This window comes from Thermovibrio guaymasensis, assembly GCF_003633715.1.
In the GTDB taxonomy this organism is placed as follows: Bacteria; Aquificota; Aquificia; order Desulfurobacteriales; family Desulfurobacteriaceae; genus Thermovibrio; species Thermovibrio guaymasensis.
Genome location: NZ_RBIE01000003.1, coordinates 1 through 20,888, shown reverse-complemented (window position 1 = coordinate 20,888; position 20,888 = coordinate 1). Strand labels below are relative to the sequence as shown.

20 protein-coding genes are annotated in these 20,888 nt (G+C 44.8%); 9 read left to right on the top strand and 11 right to left on the bottom strand.

From position 1 onward, the window contains the following. Positions 1-31 precede the first annotated feature (31 nt). The 3 genes from nfo to C7457_RS06940 are packed head-to-tail and all read left to right on the top strand — an operon-like array spanning position 32 to position 3,004. Complete coding sequence (gene nfo, locus C7457_RS06950; protein ID WP_121171431.1) at positions 32-886, top strand: deoxyribonuclease IV; 855 nt, start codon at positions 32-34, stop codon at positions 884-886. Positions 887-897: 11 nt separating this feature from the next. After that, positions 898-1,752 carry a shikimate dehydrogenase gene (locus tag C7457_RS06945; protein ID WP_121171429.1) on the top strand — a complete coding sequence of 285 codons (855 nt, stop codon included), beginning with the start codon at positions 898-900 and terminating at the stop codon, positions 1,750-1,752. Then, positions 1,739-3,004, top strand: coding sequence for an MgtC/SapB family protein (locus C7457_RS06940; RefSeq protein ID WP_121171427.1), 1,266 nt, complete (start codon positions 1,739-1,741; stop codon positions 3,002-3,004). The genes C7457_RS06945 and C7457_RS06940 overlap by 14 nt, the downstream gene beginning before the upstream one ends. A gap of 36 nt (positions 3,005-3,040) precedes the next feature. On the opposite strand, the gene rpmA is transcribed toward C7457_RS06940, so the two are convergent. From rpmA to dapA, 7 genes are all read right to left on the bottom strand, one after another. After that, positions 3,041-3,295, bottom strand: coding sequence for a 50S ribosomal protein L27 (gene rpmA, locus C7457_RS06935; RefSeq protein ID WP_121171425.1), 255 nt, complete (start codon positions 3,293-3,295; stop codon positions 3,041-3,043). A gap of 13 nt (positions 3,296-3,308) precedes the next feature. Further along, positions 3,309-3,614: a 50S ribosomal protein L21 gene (rplU, locus tag C7457_RS06930; RefSeq protein ID WP_121171423.1), complete on the bottom strand. Its 306-nt coding sequence runs from the start codon at positions 3,612-3,614 to the stop codon at positions 3,309-3,311. A gap of 344 nt (positions 3,615-3,958) precedes the next feature. Beyond that, on the bottom strand, positions 3,959-5,077 hold the full coding sequence (locus tag C7457_RS06925) for an RNA ligase (RefSeq protein WP_121171421.1): 1,119 nt from the start codon (positions 5,075-5,077) through the stop codon (positions 3,959-3,961). Continuing rightward, on the bottom strand, positions 5,074-5,793 hold the full coding sequence (hisA, locus tag C7457_RS06920; RefSeq protein ID WP_121171419.1) for a 1-(5-phosphoribosyl)-5-[(5-phosphoribosylamino)methylideneamino]imidazole-4-carboxamide isomerase: 720 nt from the start codon (positions 5,791-5,793) through the stop codon (positions 5,074-5,076). The genes C7457_RS06925 and hisA overlap by 4 nt, the downstream gene beginning before the upstream one ends. A 24-nt stretch (positions 5,794-5,817) precedes the next feature. Next, on the bottom strand, positions 5,818-6,600 hold the full coding sequence (dapB, locus tag C7457_RS06915) for a 4-hydroxy-tetrahydrodipicolinate reductase (protein WP_121171417.1): 783 nt from the start codon (positions 6,598-6,600) through the stop codon (positions 5,818-5,820). A gap of 6 nt (positions 6,601-6,606) precedes the next feature. Next, positions 6,607-7,635, bottom strand: coding sequence for a protoglobin domain-containing protein (locus C7457_RS06910; RefSeq protein ID WP_121171415.1), 1,029 nt, complete (start codon positions 7,633-7,635; stop codon positions 6,607-6,609). Further along, positions 7,635-8,510, bottom strand: coding sequence for a 4-hydroxy-tetrahydrodipicolinate synthase (gene dapA / locus C7457_RS06905; RefSeq protein WP_121171413.1), 876 nt, complete (start codon positions 8,508-8,510; stop codon positions 7,635-7,637). The genes C7457_RS06910 and dapA overlap by 1 nt, the downstream gene beginning before the upstream one ends. Before the next feature lie 81 nt (positions 8,511-8,591). Here dapA and thrC point away from each other — a divergent pair, with 81 nt between their 5' ends. Genes thrC through C7457_RS06890 form a run of 3 tightly spaced genes read left to right on the top strand, consistent with a single transcriptional unit; the run spans position 8,592 to position 12,262 of the window. Next, on the top strand, positions 8,592-9,653 hold the full coding sequence (gene thrC / locus C7457_RS06900; protein WP_121171411.1) for a threonine synthase: 1,062 nt from the start codon (positions 8,592-8,594) through the stop codon (positions 9,651-9,653). Between the two features lie 2 nt (positions 9,654-9,655). Next, positions 9,656-10,921, top strand: coding sequence for an ATP phosphoribosyltransferase regulatory subunit (gene hisZ, locus C7457_RS06895; protein WP_121171409.1), 1,266 nt, complete (start codon positions 9,656-9,658; stop codon positions 10,919-10,921). A gap of 51 nt (positions 10,922-10,972) precedes the next feature. Continuing rightward, positions 10,973-12,262: an adenylosuccinate synthase gene (locus C7457_RS06890; RefSeq protein ID WP_121171407.1), complete on the top strand. Its 1,290-nt coding sequence runs from the start codon at positions 10,973-10,975 to the stop codon at positions 12,260-12,262. 1 nt (position 12,263) lies between these two features. On the opposite strand, the gene C7457_RS06885 is transcribed toward C7457_RS06890, so the two are convergent. The 4 genes from C7457_RS06885 to C7457_RS06870 are packed head-to-tail and all read right to left on the bottom strand — an operon-like array spanning position 12,264 to position 14,774. Further along, entirely contained in the window at positions 12,264-13,313 is a 1,050-nt protein-coding gene (locus C7457_RS06885; protein ID WP_121171405.1) for an SLC13 family permease, read from the bottom strand. Beyond that, positions 13,310-13,651: an ArsR/SmtB family transcription factor gene (locus C7457_RS06880; protein WP_121171403.1), complete on the bottom strand. Its 342-nt coding sequence runs from the start codon at positions 13,649-13,651 to the stop codon at positions 13,310-13,312. Before C7457_RS06880 ends, C7457_RS06885 begins: the two co-directional genes overlap by 4 nt. A gap of 3 nt (positions 13,652-13,654) precedes the next feature. Continuing rightward, positions 13,655-14,035, bottom strand: a complete 381-nt coding sequence (locus C7457_RS06875) for a rhodanese-like domain-containing protein (protein ID WP_121171401.1) — start codon at positions 14,033-14,035, stop codon at positions 13,655-13,657. 10 nt (positions 14,036-14,045) lie between these two features. Continuing rightward, complete coding sequence (locus C7457_RS06870; protein WP_121171399.1) at positions 14,046-14,774, bottom strand: sulfite exporter TauE/SafE family protein; 729 nt, start codon at positions 14,772-14,774, stop codon at positions 14,046-14,048. A 73-nt stretch (positions 14,775-14,847) separates the two neighbouring features. On the opposite strand from C7457_RS06870, the gene C7457_RS06865 reads away from it, so the two are divergent. From C7457_RS06865 to C7457_RS06855, 3 genes are read left to right on the top strand one after another with little or no spacing between them, the layout of a single operon-like run. Continuing rightward, positions 14,848-16,128 (top strand): TolC family protein, encoded by a 1,281-nt coding sequence (locus tag C7457_RS06865; protein ID WP_121171397.1) that lies wholly within the window; start codon positions 14,848-14,850, stop codon positions 16,126-16,128. Further along, positions 16,121-17,302 carry an efflux RND transporter periplasmic adaptor subunit gene (locus C7457_RS06860; RefSeq protein WP_121171395.1) on the top strand — a complete coding sequence of 394 codons (1,182 nt, stop codon included), beginning with the start codon at positions 16,121-16,123 and terminating at the stop codon, positions 17,300-17,302. Before C7457_RS06865 ends, C7457_RS06860 begins: the two co-directional genes overlap by 8 nt. Beyond that, positions 17,295-20,408, top strand: coding sequence for an efflux RND transporter permease subunit (locus tag C7457_RS06855; RefSeq protein WP_121171393.1), 3,114 nt, complete (start codon positions 17,295-17,297; stop codon positions 20,406-20,408). Before C7457_RS06860 ends, C7457_RS06855 begins: the two co-directional genes overlap by 8 nt. Positions 20,409-20,888: the final 480 nt, after the last annotated feature.

The window sequence follows — 20,888 nt, the reverse complement described above, 5'->3', positions numbered from 1 at the left end:
TTCCTTTAATCTACCAAAAGAGGGAATTGGAGTGAAGTTAAAGAAGTTCGTCGGAGCCCACGTAAGCTCTGCTGGAGGAGTTTTCAACGCACCACTCAACGCAGAGAAGATAGGAGCTAAGGCCTTTGCCCTCTTTACAAAGAACCAGAGACAGTGGAAGGCGAGGCCTTTAAAGGAAGAGGATGTTGAGAAGTTTAAGGAGAACCTAAAGAAGGTTGGAATCTCTCCCGACCACGTTCTTCCCCACGACAGTTACCTGATAAACCTCGGAAGTCCCGATAAGGAAAAGAGGAGGAAGTCAATTGAGGCCTTTGTAGATGAAGTTGAAAGGTGTTATCAGTTAGGCCTTAAGTATTTAAACTTTCACCCCGGGAGCTCCCTCGGAAAGGTTAGTGAGGATGAGTGCCTTAAAATAGTTTCAGAATCAATAAATGAAGCCCTTTCAAGGACAAAGGAAGTTATACTGGTAATTGAAAACACCGCAGGTCAGGGGAGTAACGTAGGTTACAGGTTTGAACACATTGCAAGGATAATTGAGCTGGTTGAGGATAAAAGCAGGATAGGAGTCTGCCTTGATACCTGCCATATGTTTGCTGCAGGATACGACATAAGGACTCCAGAGGCTTACGAGAGGACTATGAAAGAGTTTGACGATGTTGTCGGTTTTAAATACCTAAAGGGAATGCACCTAAACGATGCAAAGTCTACACTTGGGAGTAGAGTTGATCGTCACCACTCAATAGGAAAGGGGAATATAGGCCTTGAGGCTTTCAGGCTCATAATGAACGATGATAGGTTAAACGACATTCCTCTCATCCTTGAGACGATAGACCCTTCTATCTGGAAAGAGGAGATAGAGCTCCTTTACTCCCTCGTTGAAGGTTAAAGGAGGAAGAAATGAAGATAACCGGAAGAACCGCCGTTTACGGAATAATAGGCTACCCTGTTAAGCACTCCCTCTCCCCGCTCATGCAGACGTCGGCCTTTCAGGAGTTAGGGTTGGATGCAGTTTACGTTCCTTTTGAGGTGCCTCCTGAGAACCTTGAAGATGCAGTAAAGGGATTGAGAGCCCTATCTGTAAGAGGTTTCAACGTAACAGTTCCCCACAAGGAAAAGGTAGCACAGCTGGTTGACTACTTAACGGAGGATGCAGAAATACTTGGAGCAGTTAACACGGTGAAGAACGAAGGTGGGGAGCTTACCGGATACAACACAGATGCTGAAGGGTTCCTCCGCTCGCTTATTGAAGAGGGAGTTGAGCTTGAAGGAAAGAGGGCCCTTATGTTTGGAGCAGGGGGAGCTGCAAGGGCTGTAGGTTATGCCCTCTTAAAGGGAGGAGTGAAGTTCTTAAACATAGTAAACAGGAGCTTTTCAAAGGCTAAGAAGATGGCAGAAATACTCGGTAGGAGGGGAAACGTTTTAGTATATCCCCTGAAGGAAGGAACCGTTGAGGCCCTATTAAAAGACGCAGACATAATAGTTAACACGACAAGCGTTGGAATGAAGGAGGGTGATCCCCAACTCTTTGACTACTCTAAAATCCCTTCAGGAATAACCGTAGTTGATATTATCTACAACCCTCCACAGACCCCTCTACTCAAAGCTGCAAAGGAAAAGGGCTGTAAAACGATTAACGGACTTGGAATGTTGGTTCATCAGGGAGCCGTAGCCTTTGAAATATGGACTGGTAAGAAAGCACCGGTTGAAAAGATGAAGAAAGTTCTTGAAGAGGAGCTCTATGGATCTGTTTAAAGAACTTGTAAACTCTGAAGTCTGGAAACTCTATCAGCCCTATTTCATATCACTCATAATCGGTGGCCTCATTGGAACTGAAAGGGAGTTTAAAAAGCAGAGGGAAAAGGTTCCGTTCTTTGGAGGAATAAGGACTTTTATCCTCATTTCCCTCTTCGGGACGCTATCAGCCCACGTTTCAGACGTCTTCGGAGTTCCCTACTTCTTCTACATAGCTCTAACTTCTTTAACCTTCTTGGTGGCAGTTGCCCAATACCTTGAGGGACTGCCCGGTTTAACTTCTGAAGTTTCAGCCCTTATAACTTTTACACTGGGAGCTCTCTGCTACAAGGAGGAGTTCCAGCTTGCAGCCTTCACGGGAGTCTTAATTCTCTTCGTCCTCTCCTTCAAGGAACAGATGCACTCTTTCGTTAAACATTTAACTTTGGAAGACCTATATGCCTTTTTAAAGTTTGCGGCCGTAACTGTAATAGTCTATCCCCTCCTTCCAGACCAGAACTTCTACGGAGTCAATCCGAGGGAAGTTTGGACTATGGTCGTAGTGATTTCAACTATAGACTTCATAGGCTACGTCCTAACGAAGCTGGCTGGGGAAAGGGGAGTTCTCATAACGGGACTCATAGGAGGACTCGTCTCAAGCACGGCAGTTACAGTAACTTTTTCCTCCCTTTCAAAGGTTAATTCTGCCCTTACTAGCGAATACGCTGCAGGAATTGTAGGGGCCTCTGCCATAATGTTCCCAAGAATGACATTTCTCTCCTCAATCGTATCCCCCCAGTTTGCAAAGGTTCTCCTGGTTCCGAGTTTTATTGCCTTTCTACTTGGTATCTTCTTTGCCTACAGGATTGCTAAGGGAAGTAAGGGGGATAGGACGGAAGTTAAAGTTCAAAACCCCTACGAACTGTCAACTGCGGTAAAGTTCGGCATTTTTTACGCCTTCATTCTCTTCCTTTCAAGGAACGCACTTACTTACTTTGGAAACCTTGGACTCTACGTTGTTTCTGCAATTTCAGGTCTTTCCGACGTTGATGCGATTACTCTTTCAGTTACGAAACTCTTTAAAACCGGGTCTGTTGAGATATTGGCTGGAGTTACTGCAGTCTTAATTGCAGCGTTTGTAAATACAGTTTTCAAGTGGTTCTTGACCTTTTCAATGGGAAGTAGGGAGCTCTTTAGACAAACGACACCCGGATTTATAGCCCTCATATTCGGGGAAGTTATAGGAGTAGCCCTTTTATTCTGGTTGAAGTAGAAAGGAGAGTTAAAGGGGGCAGAGCCCCCAAGCAGGTTACTGAACGGGGTAAACGCTTACGAACTTCTTGTTCCTTCTTGTTTCAAACTTAACTACACCGTCAATTAGGGCAAAGAGGGTGTAGTCACTACCCATTCCAACGTTCTGTCCTGGGTGGATTGACGTTCCCCTTTGTCTAACGATGATGTTTCCGGCCCTTACAATCTGGCCGTCGTGTCTTTTAACACCCAGTCTCTTTCCGATTGAGTCCCTACCGTTTTTGGTAGAACCCATACCTTTCTTATGTGCCATGACAAACCTCCAATTAGCTTACGATTTCATTAATCTGGAGTTCTGTAAAGTGCTGGCGGTGGCCGTACTTCCTCTGGTAGTGCTTCTTCTTCTTGTACTTAAATACGATAATCTTCTTACCCTTACCGTGCCTTACAACTGTAGCTTTAACCTTGTAACCTTTGGCCTCATCGCCAACCTTTACGCTACTGTCGTCCCTAACTAGGAGAGCTTCAAACTCTACTTCGGAGCCTTCAGGTAGGTTGAGCTTTTCAACCTTTAAAACCTGACCGGGCTCCACAACGTACTGCTTTCCTCCTGTCTTAATAACGGCATACATCTTGCCCTACCTCCGGCTGTTTTCGGTGAGGTGTAATTTATATCAGAATTATCCGTTAGGTCAACAACCAAAAATTACTCTATTTGTCACACATCAAATTTCAGAAACAATTACTTCAAAGGCTTGTACTACTTGACTTTAAAGCACCTATATTAGATTTTCATTAAAGTTCTTAATAAAGATGTGTGACTATTGACCCTTTCTTCGCAATTTTATAGTGGTTCTTTAATAAATGAGGTTTTTAGCTCTCCTTTAAGGAATTGAAACTGTAAAGAAAAGCCTTTGAAAGGCATAAAATTTGGATTTTAGTTAACTTTATATCAGGCGAGAAGTTAAGAGTATTCCTAACGAAGGATAATTTTTCCTTCTTTAAGGAGTATGTAGAGTTTATTTCCTAAGAAGTTTTCAAATTTTCCCCTCTTTTTTGCTATTCTTAAAGCCTCGGAAATGTAGTTCTCCTCAAGCTCCAGTTTTTTAAACTTGTCTGAAAACTGTTTTTTAACTTGTGAGATGATTTTCTTAACGGCTTTACCTGTTGGGAGCTCCCTATACTTAGAAACCAAGTCTGAAAGGTTCAGAAGGAGCTCCACCATCTTTCTCAGCTCCTCCTCTCTCCTTTCTCTTAACTTCCTGTTCAGAACTTTTGAAAAGACGTCGTCATGCTTTCCCATAAGGTAAAGGTTGAAGAGCTTATGGGGTGGTATGTTGTGCAGATACGTAAAGGCGTAGTGTCTGTCGTAATACCACGGAGACTTAAGTTTTACAAAGAGCGGAAAAGGCTCTTTGGCCGAAAAGTCCTTTAAAACAAAACCTTCAACCATTTCTCTGTTTTTAAGTTCCTTCTCAACATCTTCAAATTTACCAGTGATTTTCTCCGGTAGCTCAAATCCTGCCTCTTTTAGCTCCTCTTCCGTCCTTTCTAATAGGTACTCTCCCGTTCTGTTATTCCTTACTTCGGTTAAAAAAAGCTCCTCCCTATCGTAGGGGATGACAAGCTGAAACTCTGGAGATACGAGCTCAAAAATAGGAGTAAATCCCTTTTCAACCATCCTCTTTGTAAATTCGTATAGGTTAGTTTTTTTCTTAAGGAGCTCCTCACCCTTTTTAGTTTGAGGGTTTTCAAAGTCCTTCTGGGTTAAAAGCTTTAATTCTCCGTTTAAGATAACGGGGTGAAGCATCGTTCCGTCAAGCTTTTCTCTGAAAATAAACTCTTTCCCTTCTAAGTTCTCCCTCCTGCTCTCTTCAGATTCGTCAAGGTTGAAAAACTTGTGAAATGGACGGGAAACAACCTCTCCGGTTCCCTTTGAGAAGGTTATTCCCCTGAGTTCCCTCTTTATAGGGGAGTCAAAGACTTTAGGTGAATTAAACCTGTAGGAAACCTTTATAAGACCGTCTTTTTCAATGACCTTAAAGAACTTATTACCCTCAACTTCTTTGAGGACTTCTGGGAGTTTAATCTTCACTTAAGTGCCTCAAGAGCTTCTTTTAAGCTTACTTTACCCTCGTAAAGTGCTTTACCAACTATTGCACCAGAAACACCTCTTATCTCTGAAAGTTTAATAAGGTCTTCCAGCTTTGCCACTCCCCCTGAGGCTATAACAGGCTTACAGGTGCTACTTGCGAACTTTTCAACTTCAGAGAAGTTAGGGTTTGTTAAAGTTCCGTCCTTTGAGATGTCGGTGTAAACAAACCCCCAGATAGGTTTTTCTTCCATCTTCCTTGCAAGCTCAACTGCACTAACTCCGGAAACCTCAACCCAACCCTTCGTTGTTACCATTCCATCCTTAGCATCTATGCCAACAACTATTTTTCCGGGAAAAGCTTTTACCATCTGGTCAAAGAGTTGGGGTTCCTCCACTGCAACAGTTCCGACGACTACTCTGTCAACACCTATCTTAAAGAGCTCCTCAAGGGCCTTCAAAGTCCTGACGCCTCCCCCAAACTGAACTGGAACGCTGACGTTCTTAACTATCTCCTCAACTATCCTTATGTTCTTAGGAACTCCTTCAAAGGCACCGTCAAGGTCAACAACGTGAATCCTTGGAGCTCCCTCCTCTTCCCACCTTTTAGCAACTTCAACCGGGTTCTCAAAGTAGACCTTTTCCATGTCGGCCCTACCTTGGTAGAGCCTAACGCACTTACCTCCCTTTATGTCAACTGCAGGAATTACCTCAAACATAAAACCTCCCTACTTAACAGTTTACTATATTTCCAGAACGTCAAACATATTGTAGAGTCCCGGCTCTTTCCCTTTAAGCCACTTTGCAGCTATTAAAGCTCCCCTTGCAAAGGTCTCACGGCTGGTAGCCCTGTGGGTTAGCTCTATCCTCTCTCCCAAAGTGGCGAAGTAGACTGTATGCTCTCCTACAACGTCGCCCATCCTTGCTGCCAAGACTCCTATTTCGTCGTCTTTCCTCGGTCCTATCATTCCCTTCCTTCCGTAAACACCACTCTCCTCAAGGTTTAGGCCCAGTTCCTTAGCGACAATCTCTGCAAGGCGGACTGCCGTTCCAGAGGGGGCATCCTTCTTAAACCTGTGGTGAATCTCAAATATTTCTACATCGTAACCCTTATCCTTTAGAGCTCTAGCTGCTTCTTCAACAAGCTTAAAGAGGAGGTTGACCCCTAAACTCATGTTCGGCGAATAGACTATCGGGACTTCTTTAGAAACCTTCTCTATCTCTTCAATCTGCTCTTTTGTTAAACCGGTAGTTCCGATAACCAAGCCAAAACCGACCTCTCTAGCTTCCCTCACAAGTGCCATTGTTCCTTCTGGAGCTGTAAAGTCAATCACGATTTCCGGTTTTTCTTCCATATCCTTGATACTTCTGTAGAACTTTATTCCCGGTTCAAACTCCTTACCGACGAAGGGACTGTCCGGCCTTTCCAGAACTCCAACCAGTTTAAAGTCCTTATCTTCAAGGGCAAGCTTCCCAATCAATCTGCCCATTCTTCCTGCTCCACCTGCAACTGCCAACTTTACCATGATTCACTACCTCAACTTTTTCTTCCGATTTACTTCAAACCACTTAACTATTCCGTAAACTATTCCCAGAATGAAAATTAGAGCTCCGATTCCCAGTTTAAACTCAATGGGTTTGTTGTGTTCAAGGGAAACGACCAGTGCTTCCCTGATTGTTGCGGCTAACGCAACGCTGACGAAGGCACTAACGGCAAGCTCACCGCCAAGCATGAACTTTATTTCGCTGTTTAGGAGCTCTAAAACGGTCCAGAGTATCAGTAGGTCTCCAAGGGCTGCAATTAGACTGTGGGCAAGGTCTCCGTGGAAGAAGTGCATTATATCTGAGATGAAGAGGGCAATAACAAATATTGCAAGGAACATGAGGCCTATTAGGATTGCAATGTCCATAAAGATTGCAAACTTCTTACTGAAGCTGATTGCAGTTCTCTCCACCCTACCGGCTTCGAGGAAAATCTTCATTTCAACGTCAACGTAGTAGGAGATAAAAACGTCCTCGTTGAGTGCAAGGATCTTCCTTAGAGAGCGGGTAAGGTCCTCCATTCTGTCAAAGAGCTCTTCAATAACGAACTTTTCAAGCTCTCCGATTTTATTAGGATCACAAACTTTCTTCTGTTCTTCCTGATAGTGCCTGAAGAATTCCTCCCCGTGCTTTTTAAAGTACTCAGAAATTCTCCTAGTACAGAAGCGGCTAACGAAGTTCATCGCGACAATTATGTAGTGGGGAGGAATTCCCTCCTCAACGTGAACCTTCGCTATCCTAAGCAGGTAAAGGAGGTACTCTGAGTCGTACTTTCCAGAAAAGAGTTTTTCGTACCATTCTTTAATGGTCTGTTTTAACTTTTGGAGTTTACTTTCGGGAATGTACTCCTTAATATCTGGAAACTTCATTAGATTATCGTAGAACGCTTCTGCAAACTCTTCCTTATAGGGAAGGAGTATATTTCCAAGGAATTGAAGGTTTTTTATGTCTTTTTCCCTGATTTCAAAGTAGAGAAAAAGCCTCTCTAAATCCCTGTAGTCAACGGTAGATATCCCCATTACTGAATTACTCCGTACTCTTTAAGGGTTTTCTGGATTACCTCTTCCTTCTCAGGGGTTGTGGGGCACAGGGGAAGTCTGAACTCCTTTTCCATCATCCCCATCATTGAGAGGGCTGTTTTAACGGGAATCGGATTGGTATCTATGAAGAGGACTTTTGATAGGTTGTAGAGCTCCCTATGAATCCTTGAAGCCTCTTTCCAGTTTCCGTTTAAAAACTCCCTGTACATCTTTACGACTCTTTCAGGAACTACGTTTGCAGTAACAGAGATAACGCCTTTAGCACCAACCGTTAAAAGCGGGAAGAAGGTTAAATCGTCACCTGAGAGGATCTCTATCTTATCCCCGCAGAGGTTAACTATTTCGGTAGCAACGTTTGTGCTTCCGGTCGCCTCCTTTATAGCTACTATGTTGTCAATTTCGGCCAACCTCGCAACAGTTTCAGGGAGCATGTTTACTCCCGTTCTGCTCGGAACGTTGTATAGGACTATTGGAATTGGAACGGCTTCAGCTACGGCCTTAAAGTGGAGGTATAGACCTTCCTGGTTTGGCTTGTTGTAGTAGGGGGTTATTAGTAGGGCTCCATCGGCACCTGCTTTATAGGCAAACTCCGTAAGCATTATGGCTTCTGAAGTTGAGTTTGAACCGGTTCCTGCAATTACCTTTACCTTTCCTTTAGCCTCCTCAATTGTTATTGCTATTACCTCTTCGTGCTCTTCGTAAGAAAGGGTTGCGCTCTCCCCCGTAGTTCCGCACGGGACAATTCCGTCAACGCCGTTTTCAATTAAGAATTTGATGTGTTTCCTTAGAGCTTCTTGGTCAACTTTACCCTCTTTAAAGGGGGTAGGAATAGCAACGTATATGCCTTCAAACATGGCTCCTCCAGAAGTTTTTAAAAGGGAGCTTTATAAAAGTATAATTGCTCTCGTTATTTTATCCTTTTAGAGAGGGAAAAGATGGAAAGGTGGAAAGGCGTAATTGAGGAGTTCAGGGAATTCTTACCGGTTTCTGATAAAACCCCAGTAATAACCCTTTTAGAGGGTAACACTCCTCTAATAAAGGCAAATAACCTTGCAAGGGAGATTAAGCCGGGAATAGAGCTCTACCTGAAGTTTGAGGGTTTAAACCCGACTGGCTCTTTCAAGGATAGGGGAATGACTATGGCCGTTTCAAAGGCCGTTGAGGAGGGGGCAAAGGCAGTAATCTGTGCCTCAACTGGAAACACGTCAGCCTCAGCTGCAGCCTATGCGGCAAAGGCCGGACTAAAGGCTGTAGTTTTAATTCCTGAAGGGAAAATAGCACTCGGAAAGCTATCCCAGGCAGTGATGTACGGAGCGGAGGTAATTCAGATTAAGGGGAACTTTGACCAAGCCCTTGAAATAGTTAGAGAGATAGGCCAGCAGTACCCTATAACGATAGTTAACTCAATCAACCCTTACAGGCTTCAGGGGCAGAAGACCGCAGCCTTTGAGATTTGCGAGCAGCTAGGTAGAGCTCCGGACTACCACTTTATCCCTGTGGGGAATGCAGGTAACATAACGGCCTACTGGATGGGATACAAAGAGTACTACGAAGCTGGTAAAGTTGACTCAAAGCCTAAGATGTGCGGATGGCAGGCTGCAGGAGCAGCTCCAATAGTCCTTGGTCACCCAGTCAAAAACCCTGAGACTATAGCAACTGCGATAAGGATTGGAAACCCTGCAAGCTGGAAGGGAGCAGTAAACGCGGCCAACGAGTCTGGGGGCTTTATAGATATGGTTACAGATGAGGAGATTTTGGAAGCCTATAAGCTTGTTGCAAGAACTGAGGGTATATTCTGCGAGCCGGCCTCTGCAGCCTCAATTGCAGGGGTAATAAAGAGCGTTAGGGAAAAGGGAATGTTTGAAAAGGGAGACGTGATTGTATGTACCCTTACAGGCCACGGCCTTAAAGACCCAGATACTGCAATATCAATGGGAGTTAGGCCTGTTACTCTCCCTGCAGAGAGGGAAGAAATAGTCAAGTATTTAGGGTTTTAAAGATGAGATTAACGGAAATACCACAGGGATTTAGAACCCTTTTGCCGAAGGAAGTGAGGCAGAGGGAAGAGCTCTTTAAGAAGTTAACTAAGGTCGTTGAGCTCTGGGGGTACGAGCCCCTATTACCTCCAACTATTGAGTTCCTTGAGGTCTTTAAAGCGGTTGATGAGAAGTTAGAGGAGATTTCTTTTAAGCTCGTTGACAGGAAAACTGGAAGGTTAATGGCAGTAAGGCCAGACTTTACACCCCAGGTCTCAAGGGTTGTGGCCTCCTCCTTTAAGGATGAAGACCCCCCTTTTAGGTTCTACTACTGGGGGAAGATCTTTAGGGATGCTGGAAACGAGAGGGAAATTAGCCAGCTGGGGATAGAACTTTTAGGGGTAGATGAAGTTGAGGCCGATGCCGAAGTTATAGGAGTAGTAGCTAACGGACTTTCAGAGCTTGGAATAAAGTCATTCCAGATAGACATAGGACACGGTCTCTTCCTGGAAGGGGCTTTGAGGGAACTGGAGATTGAGGGAGAGGAGAAGGAGGAGCTGGTAGAGATTTTACGCCACAAAGACTTTTCGGGAATAGACCTCTTCTCGCAGAAGTTAAAGTTAACGGGAGAGAAAAGGGAGAAGCTCTTTAACCTTTTAGAGCTCTACGGTAAAGAGGAGGTTTTAGAGAGGGCAAAAGCTCTCTTTAAAAATCCCCTTTCTCAGAGGGCCATTTCAGAGCTCTCTTCCGTCTATAAAATCCTTAAGAGTTACGGCTTTGAAGAGAAAGTAATTTTTGACCTTTCAGAAAAGAGGGGAATGGGATACCACACCGGAATAACTTACGAGGTCTTTCACCCTCTACTCTCATCACCTCTGGGAATAGGGGGCAGGTACGACCAGCTCCTTAAGAAGTTTGGGAGAGAGCTCCCGGCAACGGGAATAGCCCTTAACCTTGACTCATTGATGGAACTCCTTGAGAAGAAGAGGGTTTCTCTCTCAAGGGAAGAGAAGGACTTTTACATAATTGACCTTAAAAAGGAGCTCCACGTTGCCTACCACCTTGCAAAGGAGCTAAGGGAACTCGGTTATTCTGTGGCAAGGGACATTTTAAAGAGGGACTATAGAAAGTCGGTAGAAGTTGCCTTTTCTAAGGGATACAGGTTCGTAGTTGTCCTAAACAGGGAAGAAAGTCCTGTAAACGTCCTGTTTACGTCTCCGGAGAACTTCGTTGACTTAGGGGAAGAGCCCCTTAAACGTATCCTTGAGTTAGTTAGAAACTTTAATTGAAAGTAAAAAGTTTGTATATTTGCGGCGGCAGAATTTAAGAGGAGGAAGTAAATGGCCACTCTCGCGATAGTCGGAACCCAGTGGGGCGACGAAGGAAAGGGGAAAATCGTTGACATACTCTCTCTGGAAGCAGACTACATCGTAAGGTTTCAGGGAGGGAACAACGCAGGACATACAGTTGTTATTAACGGGAACAAGTACATTCTCCACCTTCTCCCTTCCGGAATCCTTCACGATGATAAAAAGTGCGTCCTTGGAAACGGAATGGTCATTGACCTTGAAGGCCTCCTCAACGAGATAGAGTTCATAAAGAGAGTTGGGAAAAGCCCCGAAGGGAGGCTATTTGTAAGCGAGAGGGCCCACGTAATCTTCCCCTACCACAAGGAGCTTGATGCCGCCTCTGAGAAGTTAAAGGGAGACGGTTCAATAGGAACCACTTTAAAGGGAATAGGACCTGCATATAAAGACAAAGCTGGAAGGGTAGGGATAAGGATTTCAGACCTTAAAAACGAAGAGAGTTTTAAGGAAAAGTTAAAGTGGAACTTGAGAGAAAAGGAGCTAACCCTTAAATATGTTTACAACTACCCGGTTTCCTTTGACTTTGACAGGATTTACTCAACAACTATGAGGCTCTATGAGAAGATAGAGGAGTTTGTCTGTGACACTGTTTCCCTCTTAAACAGGGAGATTGATTCTGGAAGGAGAGTACTCTTTGAAGGGGCTCAGGCAACCCTCCTTGACATAGACGTTGGAACTTACCCATTTGTAACCTCCTCAAACTCATCAGCCCTTGGAATATCGGCAGGAGCAGGAGTAAGCCCGAAGAAGGTTGAAAAAATCTACGGAATTGCAAAGGCTTACACGACGAGAGTGGGGGGCGGTCCTTTTCCAACGGAGTTGAAGGACAGTTTGGGAGAGCTCCTGAGGGCTCGGGGTCACGAGTACGGTTCGACTACCGGAAGGCCAAGGCGCTGCGGATGGCTTGACCTCTTTGCCGTAAAGTTCTCCACTATGGTAAACCATCTTGACGGAGTAGTAATAACTAAACTTGACGTTTTAGATGCCTTTGATGAGATAAAGGTCTGCGTTGGCTACGAGCTTGATGGAGAGGTTATTGAAAGGTTTCCATCAACTGCAGAAGAACTTTCAAGAGTTAGGCCAATCTATCAGACCCTTCCAGGCTGGAAAACAGAGACTACCCACATAAAGAAGTGGGAAGAGCTCCCAAAAGAGGCTAAAAACTTCATAAGGTTCATTGAGGACTACCTCGGAGTTCCCGTCCCCATAATTTCAACGGGACCCCAGAGGGACGAGACAATTCTAAGGAGCTCCCTCTGGTAATTTAGAGAGCTCTTAACATTAAGATATAGATCAGGAAACCTATAAAGAAGAAGAGGAAGTTGTAGAAGTGGAATCTCAGCAAAAATCCTTTACCGTCGCCTCTCCACTTCTTATAGAGCCTGTAGGTTATTAGGTTTGCCATTGAGGAGACTAAGGTCCCGAAACCTCCCACACTAACGCCCCACAGAAGGGGAGCCCACCTATCGGTAAACTCAGAGACCAGCAGAGCTGCAGGAACGTTGCTCATAACTTGGCTTAAAAGGGCAGAGTAGCTAAATACGGAAATGTCACTATCTATCTGAATCTTTAAGGCGTAAGAGAGGTTATCGGTAAAGGCAAAGAAGAAGAGGAATGTTCCAAGCAGGAAGTAGTCAACTCTAAAGAGCTCCCTCCTAAAAAGGAGAGCGTAGAGGAGGGGTAAAACCCCCAAGTAGAGGGGAAGGAGCTTTAAGGCCACAAAAACAAAAATTAGAAAGAGAAGAGCCACAGGAAGAGCACTCTTAACGCAGAGCTCCCTGAAAGCTCCCCTTCCCTTCAGCTCTTTGGGAGAGAGGAGAGTAAGGAGAATAAGGACGAGAGCTCCGAAAGGCCAGATAACCTTAAAGAACTCTCCCGGTCCTAAAGAGTACTTCAAGTAGATGAAGATGTTCTGAGGGTTCCCTATGGGCGAAACTGCAGAGAGGCCGTTGGCCGCAAGGGTCTCAAATATGAGAACCTTCTCCACTCCGCCGCTCCCTACAGCAAGGGTCAGGGGAACCATAACTATCAGGGCAACGTCGTTGGTTATTAAGGTAGAGAGGAAACCAGTAAAGAGAACCAGCTTTAGGCCGAGAAACCTTCCCTTGCTTATCTTTAGTGCTATCCGGTCAAGGAGGCCGGAAGTTTGAAGTCCCTTAATCAGAATCAGAAAGACCCAGAGGATAAAGAGAACTTGAACCTCGTCGGCCGTTATACGGGGAAACTTCTTTAAAAAGAGGCTTGTAGAGAGGGCAAGGAAGAGGGAGAGGTAAAAGAGCCACTCGTCAAAGAAGTGCCTTAAAAAAGTCCTCATTTGTAAGGGCAAACGTCTTTAAGTTTTACCTCTTTCATCTTACCAACTTCCTCTGGAAACTTATCCTTTAAGTAGTCAAGGAGATTGTTAAAAAGGGGAAGGAGCTGGGAAGGAGGAGTTCCCAGCTCACAGAGAACCTTCCTTCCCTCCCTTTTAACTTCAACGAAACCAAACTTCTTAAGCCTTGAAAGGGGAACGGAAACTGTTGGATCTGAAAGGCCAAGGACAGCTGAAATTTCGCAGACGTAAAGGGGCCTTTCCATTAAGAGCCTTAAAATCTTCAGCCTTGTGGGTTCTCCCAAGACTTTAAGGCCTTCTGCAAACTCTTCAGGCTTCAAGACCTACTCCGAAAGTTTCTTGACAACGCCGGGTTTAAGGTAATCTATCAACTCTGAAGGGCTTGAGGCAAGGACTTTAACGTTATTAAATCCTGCATTAATTAAAAGTGAATAAGCGATAGTTGCCCTGATTTTGCCGGGGCAGATAGGACAGACGAGCTTGTCCTTTGGGATTTCGTTGAGTCTATCTGGAAGTTGGTTTAAAGGAATTCTGATTCCAAAGGCTTCAAGGGTGTAAAATTTAGCCTCCTCGTCAGTTCTAACGTCAAGGAGAACGGCTTCCCCCGCCTTCCACTTCTCAATGAAGGCCTCTAAAGATATCTTGTGGTTGTTCTGGGTAAGCCAATCAAGGTTCATTTCCCTAATTTTTTCTTTTAAACCCATCTCTACCTCCTTAAATGAACTTAGTAAGGAATTTTATTCCCAGTATGATGAATACTATACCTAAGAGCTTTTTAACCTGAGCAGGGCTCAGATACTTGTGGGTTATATGAGCTCCTAAGTAGCCGGCAAATGCAGCAGGAATTGCAGCGGCAAGGGTTATTTCCCAGTCAACCTTCCCCAGCTTTAAGTATGTCAAGAAGGCCGATAAAGATGAGAAGACTACGGCCAAAGCAGTAACAGGAACAACTTTCTTAGGATGGTACCCGGCAATTATTAAAAGGGGAGATATTAATCCTCCCCCTCCTACTCCGAGGAGTCCGGAAACAAAACCTGATAAGCAGCCTACAAAGACTGGGTATAGGGGGTTTTTTACTTTAAGGAGCTCTCTCTTAGGAGTGTAAACCATAATTCCTGCAAAGAAGAGAAATAGGGTAAAGGCTATTCCTACAATCCTTTCAGGGATAATAGTTGAGGCGTAAGCCCCAAAGGGAGCAAATAAGAGGGATGAGAATAAAAGGGGAACGGCGAGTCTGAAGTCTACCAGTCCGTTTTTAACGTTGTGAACTGAAGCTGAGAAAGTAGAGATAAAGTTTGTAAACAGTCCGGCCGGCCTTGCAAGGGAAAAGGGGACTCCAAGGAATACGAGAACCGGTATAAGGGCTACGGCAGAACCAAGCCCTCCCAAGGCAAACAGGAAGGAGAGCAGGAAAGAGGCAACGGATATTTCTAGAAACTCCAAGGCTAACCTCCGCTAAATGTATGGTATATTATATATTAATTTAGCCAAATAACTAAAAATCCTAGAGGCAAAGATGAAAATACTTTTAAGCCTCATAGCATTCCTACTTCCCATCCTATCTGCTCAAGGCCTAACCCTAAAGGAGGCAAAAGAGCTTGCAGAGAAGAACTACCCGAAGCTGAAGGCCTTAAGGGAGGAGGTAAGGGAGAGTTCTCTCTCAGCCGAAATATCCAGGAGGGAGAGGTTTGGAGAAGTAGACTCTGTAGGAAGCTATACCTCCTACAACAGGAACTACATACTAGTTCCCATGTTTCATCCGCCAAACCCCTTAAACCCTCCTCCCTTTGACAGCAGGAAGTTAACTTACGGGATTTCTCTGAAAGTTCCCCTCTACCTTGGAGGAGTTATAAGCAGGAAAGTTGAGCTTAATAAGGTTAAGGAGGAGCTCCTAAAAAACTCCTTAAAAGCTGCAACTTGGCAGGTTAAGCTCAACGCAACAACCCTCTTTTTAAAGATCCTCTCCCTCAGTGAAAGGGAGAAAGCCCTAAAGGAACACCTTAAAAGCCTAGAAAAGCTCTACGAAAACACCAAGGCAGGTGTAGAGGTAGGCAAGCTCGCTCCGGTTGACCTGATGAAAATAGGGTACTCAGTTAGGGAAGTTGAGGCCGGGCTTAAAGAAGTGAGAGAGATGAAAAAGGCCCTGCTAACAGCCTTAGAAACGCTCCTTGGCCGAAAAGTTAAAGACCTCCAACCTCCCCACTTTTCCTATCAGCCTAAAGAGTGGAAGATAGGGGAGTTTTACTCTGAGCTCCTTGAAAGGAACAGCAGAGTAAAGGCTGCAGAGCGCAGAGTTGAACTATCAAAGGTTAAAGAGAAGCTAACGAAGGCAAAGTACGGATTGAAGTTTACCGTAAACGGCCTTCTAACCAGAAGGTACGGGTTTGATTCTGGGGAAAACGAAGCTTACAGCTCAATATCCCTCAACCTTTCCTTTCCAGTCTTTACGGGAGGGAGAAAGGGCCTTGAGCTCTTACAGAGGGAATCTGAAGTAAGGAGAGCTCTCTACGAGCAGGAAACCGTGAAGAGGGAGCTTAAAAGGGAGCTAGCAGAGGTTGTAGCACTCCTTAACTCAATTCAGGAAAGGTTAGAGGCAGATAAGGAAAAGCTAAAGCTCGCAAAGGAAGTAGAGAGGATAGAGGAACTCAAGTACGTTTCGGGGAAAGGGGATATAAACCACCTTCTTCTAGCAAAAGCTCAGAGGTTTGAGAGTCAGGCAGACCTCAACGCTTCTTACTACGAGTGGTTCTCCGCCCTTGAAAGGTTAAAAGCCCTGCTGGAGGTAAACAATGAGTAGTAGAAAAGCTGTTCTAATTTTCTTAGTTCTCATACTAGCGGGAGCAGTAATCGGGAAAGTCCTTATAGAGAAGAGGAAGAAGGAGCTACTCTCTTACCCTCCTCCGAAGGTCAATCCTTTACCGGTAGAGTGGGCAGAGGTGAAAGAGGGAGCTCTAGGGGAGGAGCTCCACTATTTCGGCAGAGTCCTTCCCTATCAGTATGCAACTCTTTCAACGAAGGTTGCAGGAACGGTTTTAAAGGTCTACAAGAGTGAGGGGGAAAGGTTTAGGAAAGGAGAAGTCCTTGTTGAAATTGACTCCTCCGAGATTTCAAACAACCTAGCTTCCATTGAGAGCCAGAGGAGGGCAAAGGCCTCTTTAATAAAGGGTTTGGAAGCACAACTTGAAGCAGCTAAAGTTAAGGAGAAGAATGCAGAGAGGGAGTATAAAAGGGAGCTCTTCCTCTTTGAGAGAAAGGCGGTTCCGAGAGAGGCAGTGGAGAAAGCTGAGAACCTCTACAGGTCTGCACAGGCTCAGGTTAAGAGTTTAAAGGCCCAAATTGAAGAGCTCAGGAACTCAATAAAGAGCCTTAGGGAGAAGGCTGAAGCTCTAAGGGGCTCCCTTTCCTACACAAAGGTAGTAGCCCTTAAAGACGGAGTGGTTGCACAGGTTCTTGCCTATCCGGGAGACGTGGCTCTACCCGGAAAGCCACTTCTGAAGGTTTTTTACCCTGAAGAGGGAATGAGGGTGCTGGTGGAGCTCCCTCCCGAGAAGGCCGGAGAAGTTGAAGTTGGAACGACCGTTAGCGTTAGCGGAGCAGAAAGGGGAAAGGTAGTAAAGTTCTATCCGGCCGCAACTCCTAAGGGCCTTGTAACACTTGAAGTTAAGCTTGAAAAGAATACAACTCTTAAACCAAACCAGCTGGTAAAGGTAGAGATTCCAACTAGAGAAGTTAAAGGTCTAATAGTTCCAACTTCTTCCCTCCTCCACTTAAAAGAGGGTGTTTTCGTCCTCCTGATAGAGAAAGGAGAAGTTAAACCCGTTAAAGTCAAAGTTTTAAAAGAAGCACCTAAGCTATCAGTTGTATCTGGAAGGCTTTCACCGGGACAGAAAGTTGTTGTAGGAAGGGAAAGTGCCCTTCTTAGAGCCTACAGGATAAAGAGAGTAATACCTGTGGAGGAGCTTAATGGGTAAAATCGTTGATTACTATCTAAGGAAACCCCACGGCGTTCTAGCAGTACTACTATTCTTCTCCCTTTTGGGGATAGTAGGATTTAAAGAAATCCCGAGGAAGTTCTTCCCCGATGCAAACAGGCCCCAGGTTGCCGTAGTAACTCTCTACCCCGGAGCTTCAGCAGAGGACGTTGCTTCACACGTAACCAGGCCAATTGAAGAGAGGCTTATGAGTATAAGCCTCTTAAGGCAAGTTCGTTCAACGTCTAAGGACGGCGTTTCAGTGGTAGTTGCCGAGTTTGAGTACCAGAAAGGTATCTCAGCAGCTCAAACTGAAGTGTCAAACCAGCTTTCAAGGGTTATACCGCTACTTCCAAAAGGGATACTCCCTCCTCAGGTTTACAAGATAACTGATGCTACAAAGCCGGTAATGATCATTTCAGTTTACCCTAAAGAGGGCTCCAACCTTACCCTTTCCCAGGTGAGACAGATCGCAGAGAACCAGATAAAAGATAGGCTTTTGCGCCTTCCCCACGTTTCCGACGTTGAGGTGTTTGGTGGCTTTAAAAGGGTTATTGAAGTAAATCCCGATTACTTGAAGATGGCAAACTTAAAGGTCAGCCTCGGGCAACTACTGGAAGCTATAAGGGGAAACAACATTAATGCTCCTGCAGGTTTTTTAATAAACAAAGATGGAATGCTAACTTTAAAATTAAAGGGAGAGGCCGAGCGGATAGAGGAACTTAAGGAGATAACGGTAAAACCGGGAGTAAAACTTAAAGACGTTGCAAAGGTAAGGTGGGGACACGAGGACAACCTATCTGCATACCACGGAAACGGAAAGAGGACCATAGGAATATCCATTCTCCGCTCAGAAAAGGGCTATGAACTTCCAACTATTAACTCAGTTATGGCCTACCTTCCAAAGTTAAAAAAGGAATTTCCACAGCTCAACTTTGAAATTGCAGATACCCAGAAGTGGTTAATAGAGCTCTCAAACAAAAACATGCTTGAGTCATTAAGAGATGCAATAATAATGACCCTTCTTGTAATATTCATCTTCCTTGCAAACTTGAGGATGCTGATTGTCTCCTTCTTCTCCATTCCCGTTACCTACTTAATCACCATAGGCCTAATGTGGCTTTTGGGCTTCAACTTCAACATAGTTACCCTAACTGCCGTAATCCTTGCGCTTGGAATGTTAACAGACGATGCAGTTGTAGTCCTTGAGAATATTGAGCGCCACTACTTTGAGCTAGGAAAGGACATATGGCAGGCCGCCCGTGACGGAACGAAAGAGGTAATGCTCGCGGTTCTCAGCGGTACCTACACGACAGTCTTTATGCTCCTTCCAATAGCCTTTATAGGAGGTTATGTACAGCACATACTAAGGCCCTTATCCCTTACGCTTATAATTGCCCTGGTTGTCTCCTACTTCGTTGCGGTAACCCTCATTCCAATAGTTGCTCCTTACATACTTAAAAAGACACCAGATAAGAACTGGCTTGAAAGGAAGATCTACGATTACTTCGTCAAAGCGGTCGTCTACAGGTTGAGGGATTTCTACACCTCCCTCACAGAACCCTTTTTAAAACGCTTCTGGATAAAGCTGATAACTGTAGTTTTAGGTTTTGTCTTATTCGGAATAACGATGAAGAACGTAATTCCTGTTCTCGGAAGAGACTTAATGCCCCCTATGGACACTGGAATAGTGATAGTAAGGGCTGAAACTGAAGCAAATACCTCACTTGAGAAAACCGAGAAGACTTTAACGGAGATGGAGAAAGTCCTTTACTCCTTCCCTGGAGTGATAAGGGTTTCATCAACAATCGGCTCAGAACCGGGAGTACTTTCCTTTGGAAGCGGAAAGACCCCTCAACAGATAGAGATGAAAATTCAGTTTGTTGATAGGTTCCACAGGAAAGAGTCAATATGGGAAATTGAGCGCAGACTTCAGGAAAAACTCCTCAAAATTCCTAGACTCAAGTATGTTAACGTTATGGACTTCGGCGCAACTCCCCTCTCTTCAATAAAGGCAACAGTAGATGAGATGCTCTACGGAGAAGACCCGAAAATCCTTAACACCTTGGGAGAGAAGTTAGAAAACCTAATGCAGAGAGTTAAAGGACTTACCTCAACTTCAAGGAGCTGGTATTACGATAAGAGGGAGCTCCTAATTAAAGTGGACGGAGAAAAAGCGGCCCATTACGGTCTAACTCCCCTTCAGGTTGTTGGCTATCTGGGGAATTTCGTTAAAGGAGTGAACGCTTCACTCTTCACAGTTCCTAACCAGAACGGCCTCTTAATAAAAGTTATACTTCCCCGGAATGAAAGAGACTTCCTCCAGAAGTTAAACCTCCTTCCGATTCCTACAAAGAGAGGAGAAGTTCCCCTTTCCTACTTTATTGAGTCAGAGAACCACCTTACTCAGAGTAGGATAACCCACCAGAACCTTCTTAATACCCTTGACGTTTACGGTTATCGCTCAACTGCTCCAACAACCTTCCTTCAGATGCAGGTAAATAGGCTTGAAAGGAACCTGGAGCTCCCACCCGGTTACGGAATCTCCCACGAAGGAGAAATAAAGCAGATGAGAGAGAGCTTTAAAAGGCTTATAGGGTCTTTAGCAATAGGGATACTCATCCTCTACTTCTCACTAGTCCCAGCCTTTGAGTCCTTCACCTACCCAATCTCAATTCTTGCAGCAATACCTCTTGCCCTTATGGGTGCAGCAATCTCAATGCTAATAGCCCATAAACCCCAGTGTATGCCTTCCTTTATGGGAATGATTTTATTGGCCGGAATAATCGTTAAAAACTCAATTCTCCTAATAGACTTTTTCAAGTGGGACAGGGATAAAGGTACACCAGTTAAAGAGGCTATTCTTAACTCAATAAAAGTAAGGACTCGTCCCGTCCTGATGACGGCTTTCGGAACGGCTGTGGGAATGATACCGATAGCCTTAGGTTGGGCTTTGGGTCTAGAGAGGCTCGCTCCTTTAGCGGTAGTTGCAATTGGAGGATTAATCCTTGGAACTTTCCTAACTCTCTTCTTCGTCCCCGTCCTCTTATCATTGATAGAGGACATAAAAAATTGGTTAAGGGGAGTTGACACTCAGAGAGGATAGCCTATATTTTGCTGTCGCCAGTTGAATAAGCTTCCAAACCGGTGCCAAAGGGCACCGTCAGGTGATGAGCCTTAAAGGCTCCTCTCCCCTTGACAAGGACGAAGAAAGGTATAAATTATCATTTTGCGCTCTTTGAAAACAAAGCTGAATACGGCCGCCTGCTCCTCGCCCTTGAGTAAAAGGCTCTTCATCAATTGAGGGCCTTTAAGACTTGACAAGAGGGTGAGGAAGGGATAAATTTAAATTTTACCTGCGCTGAAATTAAATTAAAAGCGCACGGCACCTGTAACCCCTTGAATCAGGGAGTAAATCCCGAAAAGGGGTTGACAGGGAGAAGCTGGTGGCATAAATTAAAGTAATGCCCGCGAAGGCGGGAAACTGAAAGGGTCTTTGACAGGAGAATAAGGGACACGCACCTGCGGAGAGAGAGCAAGCCTACTTAGGCTTTCAATTGAGGTGTTCCGCAGGTTTTCAGTGAAA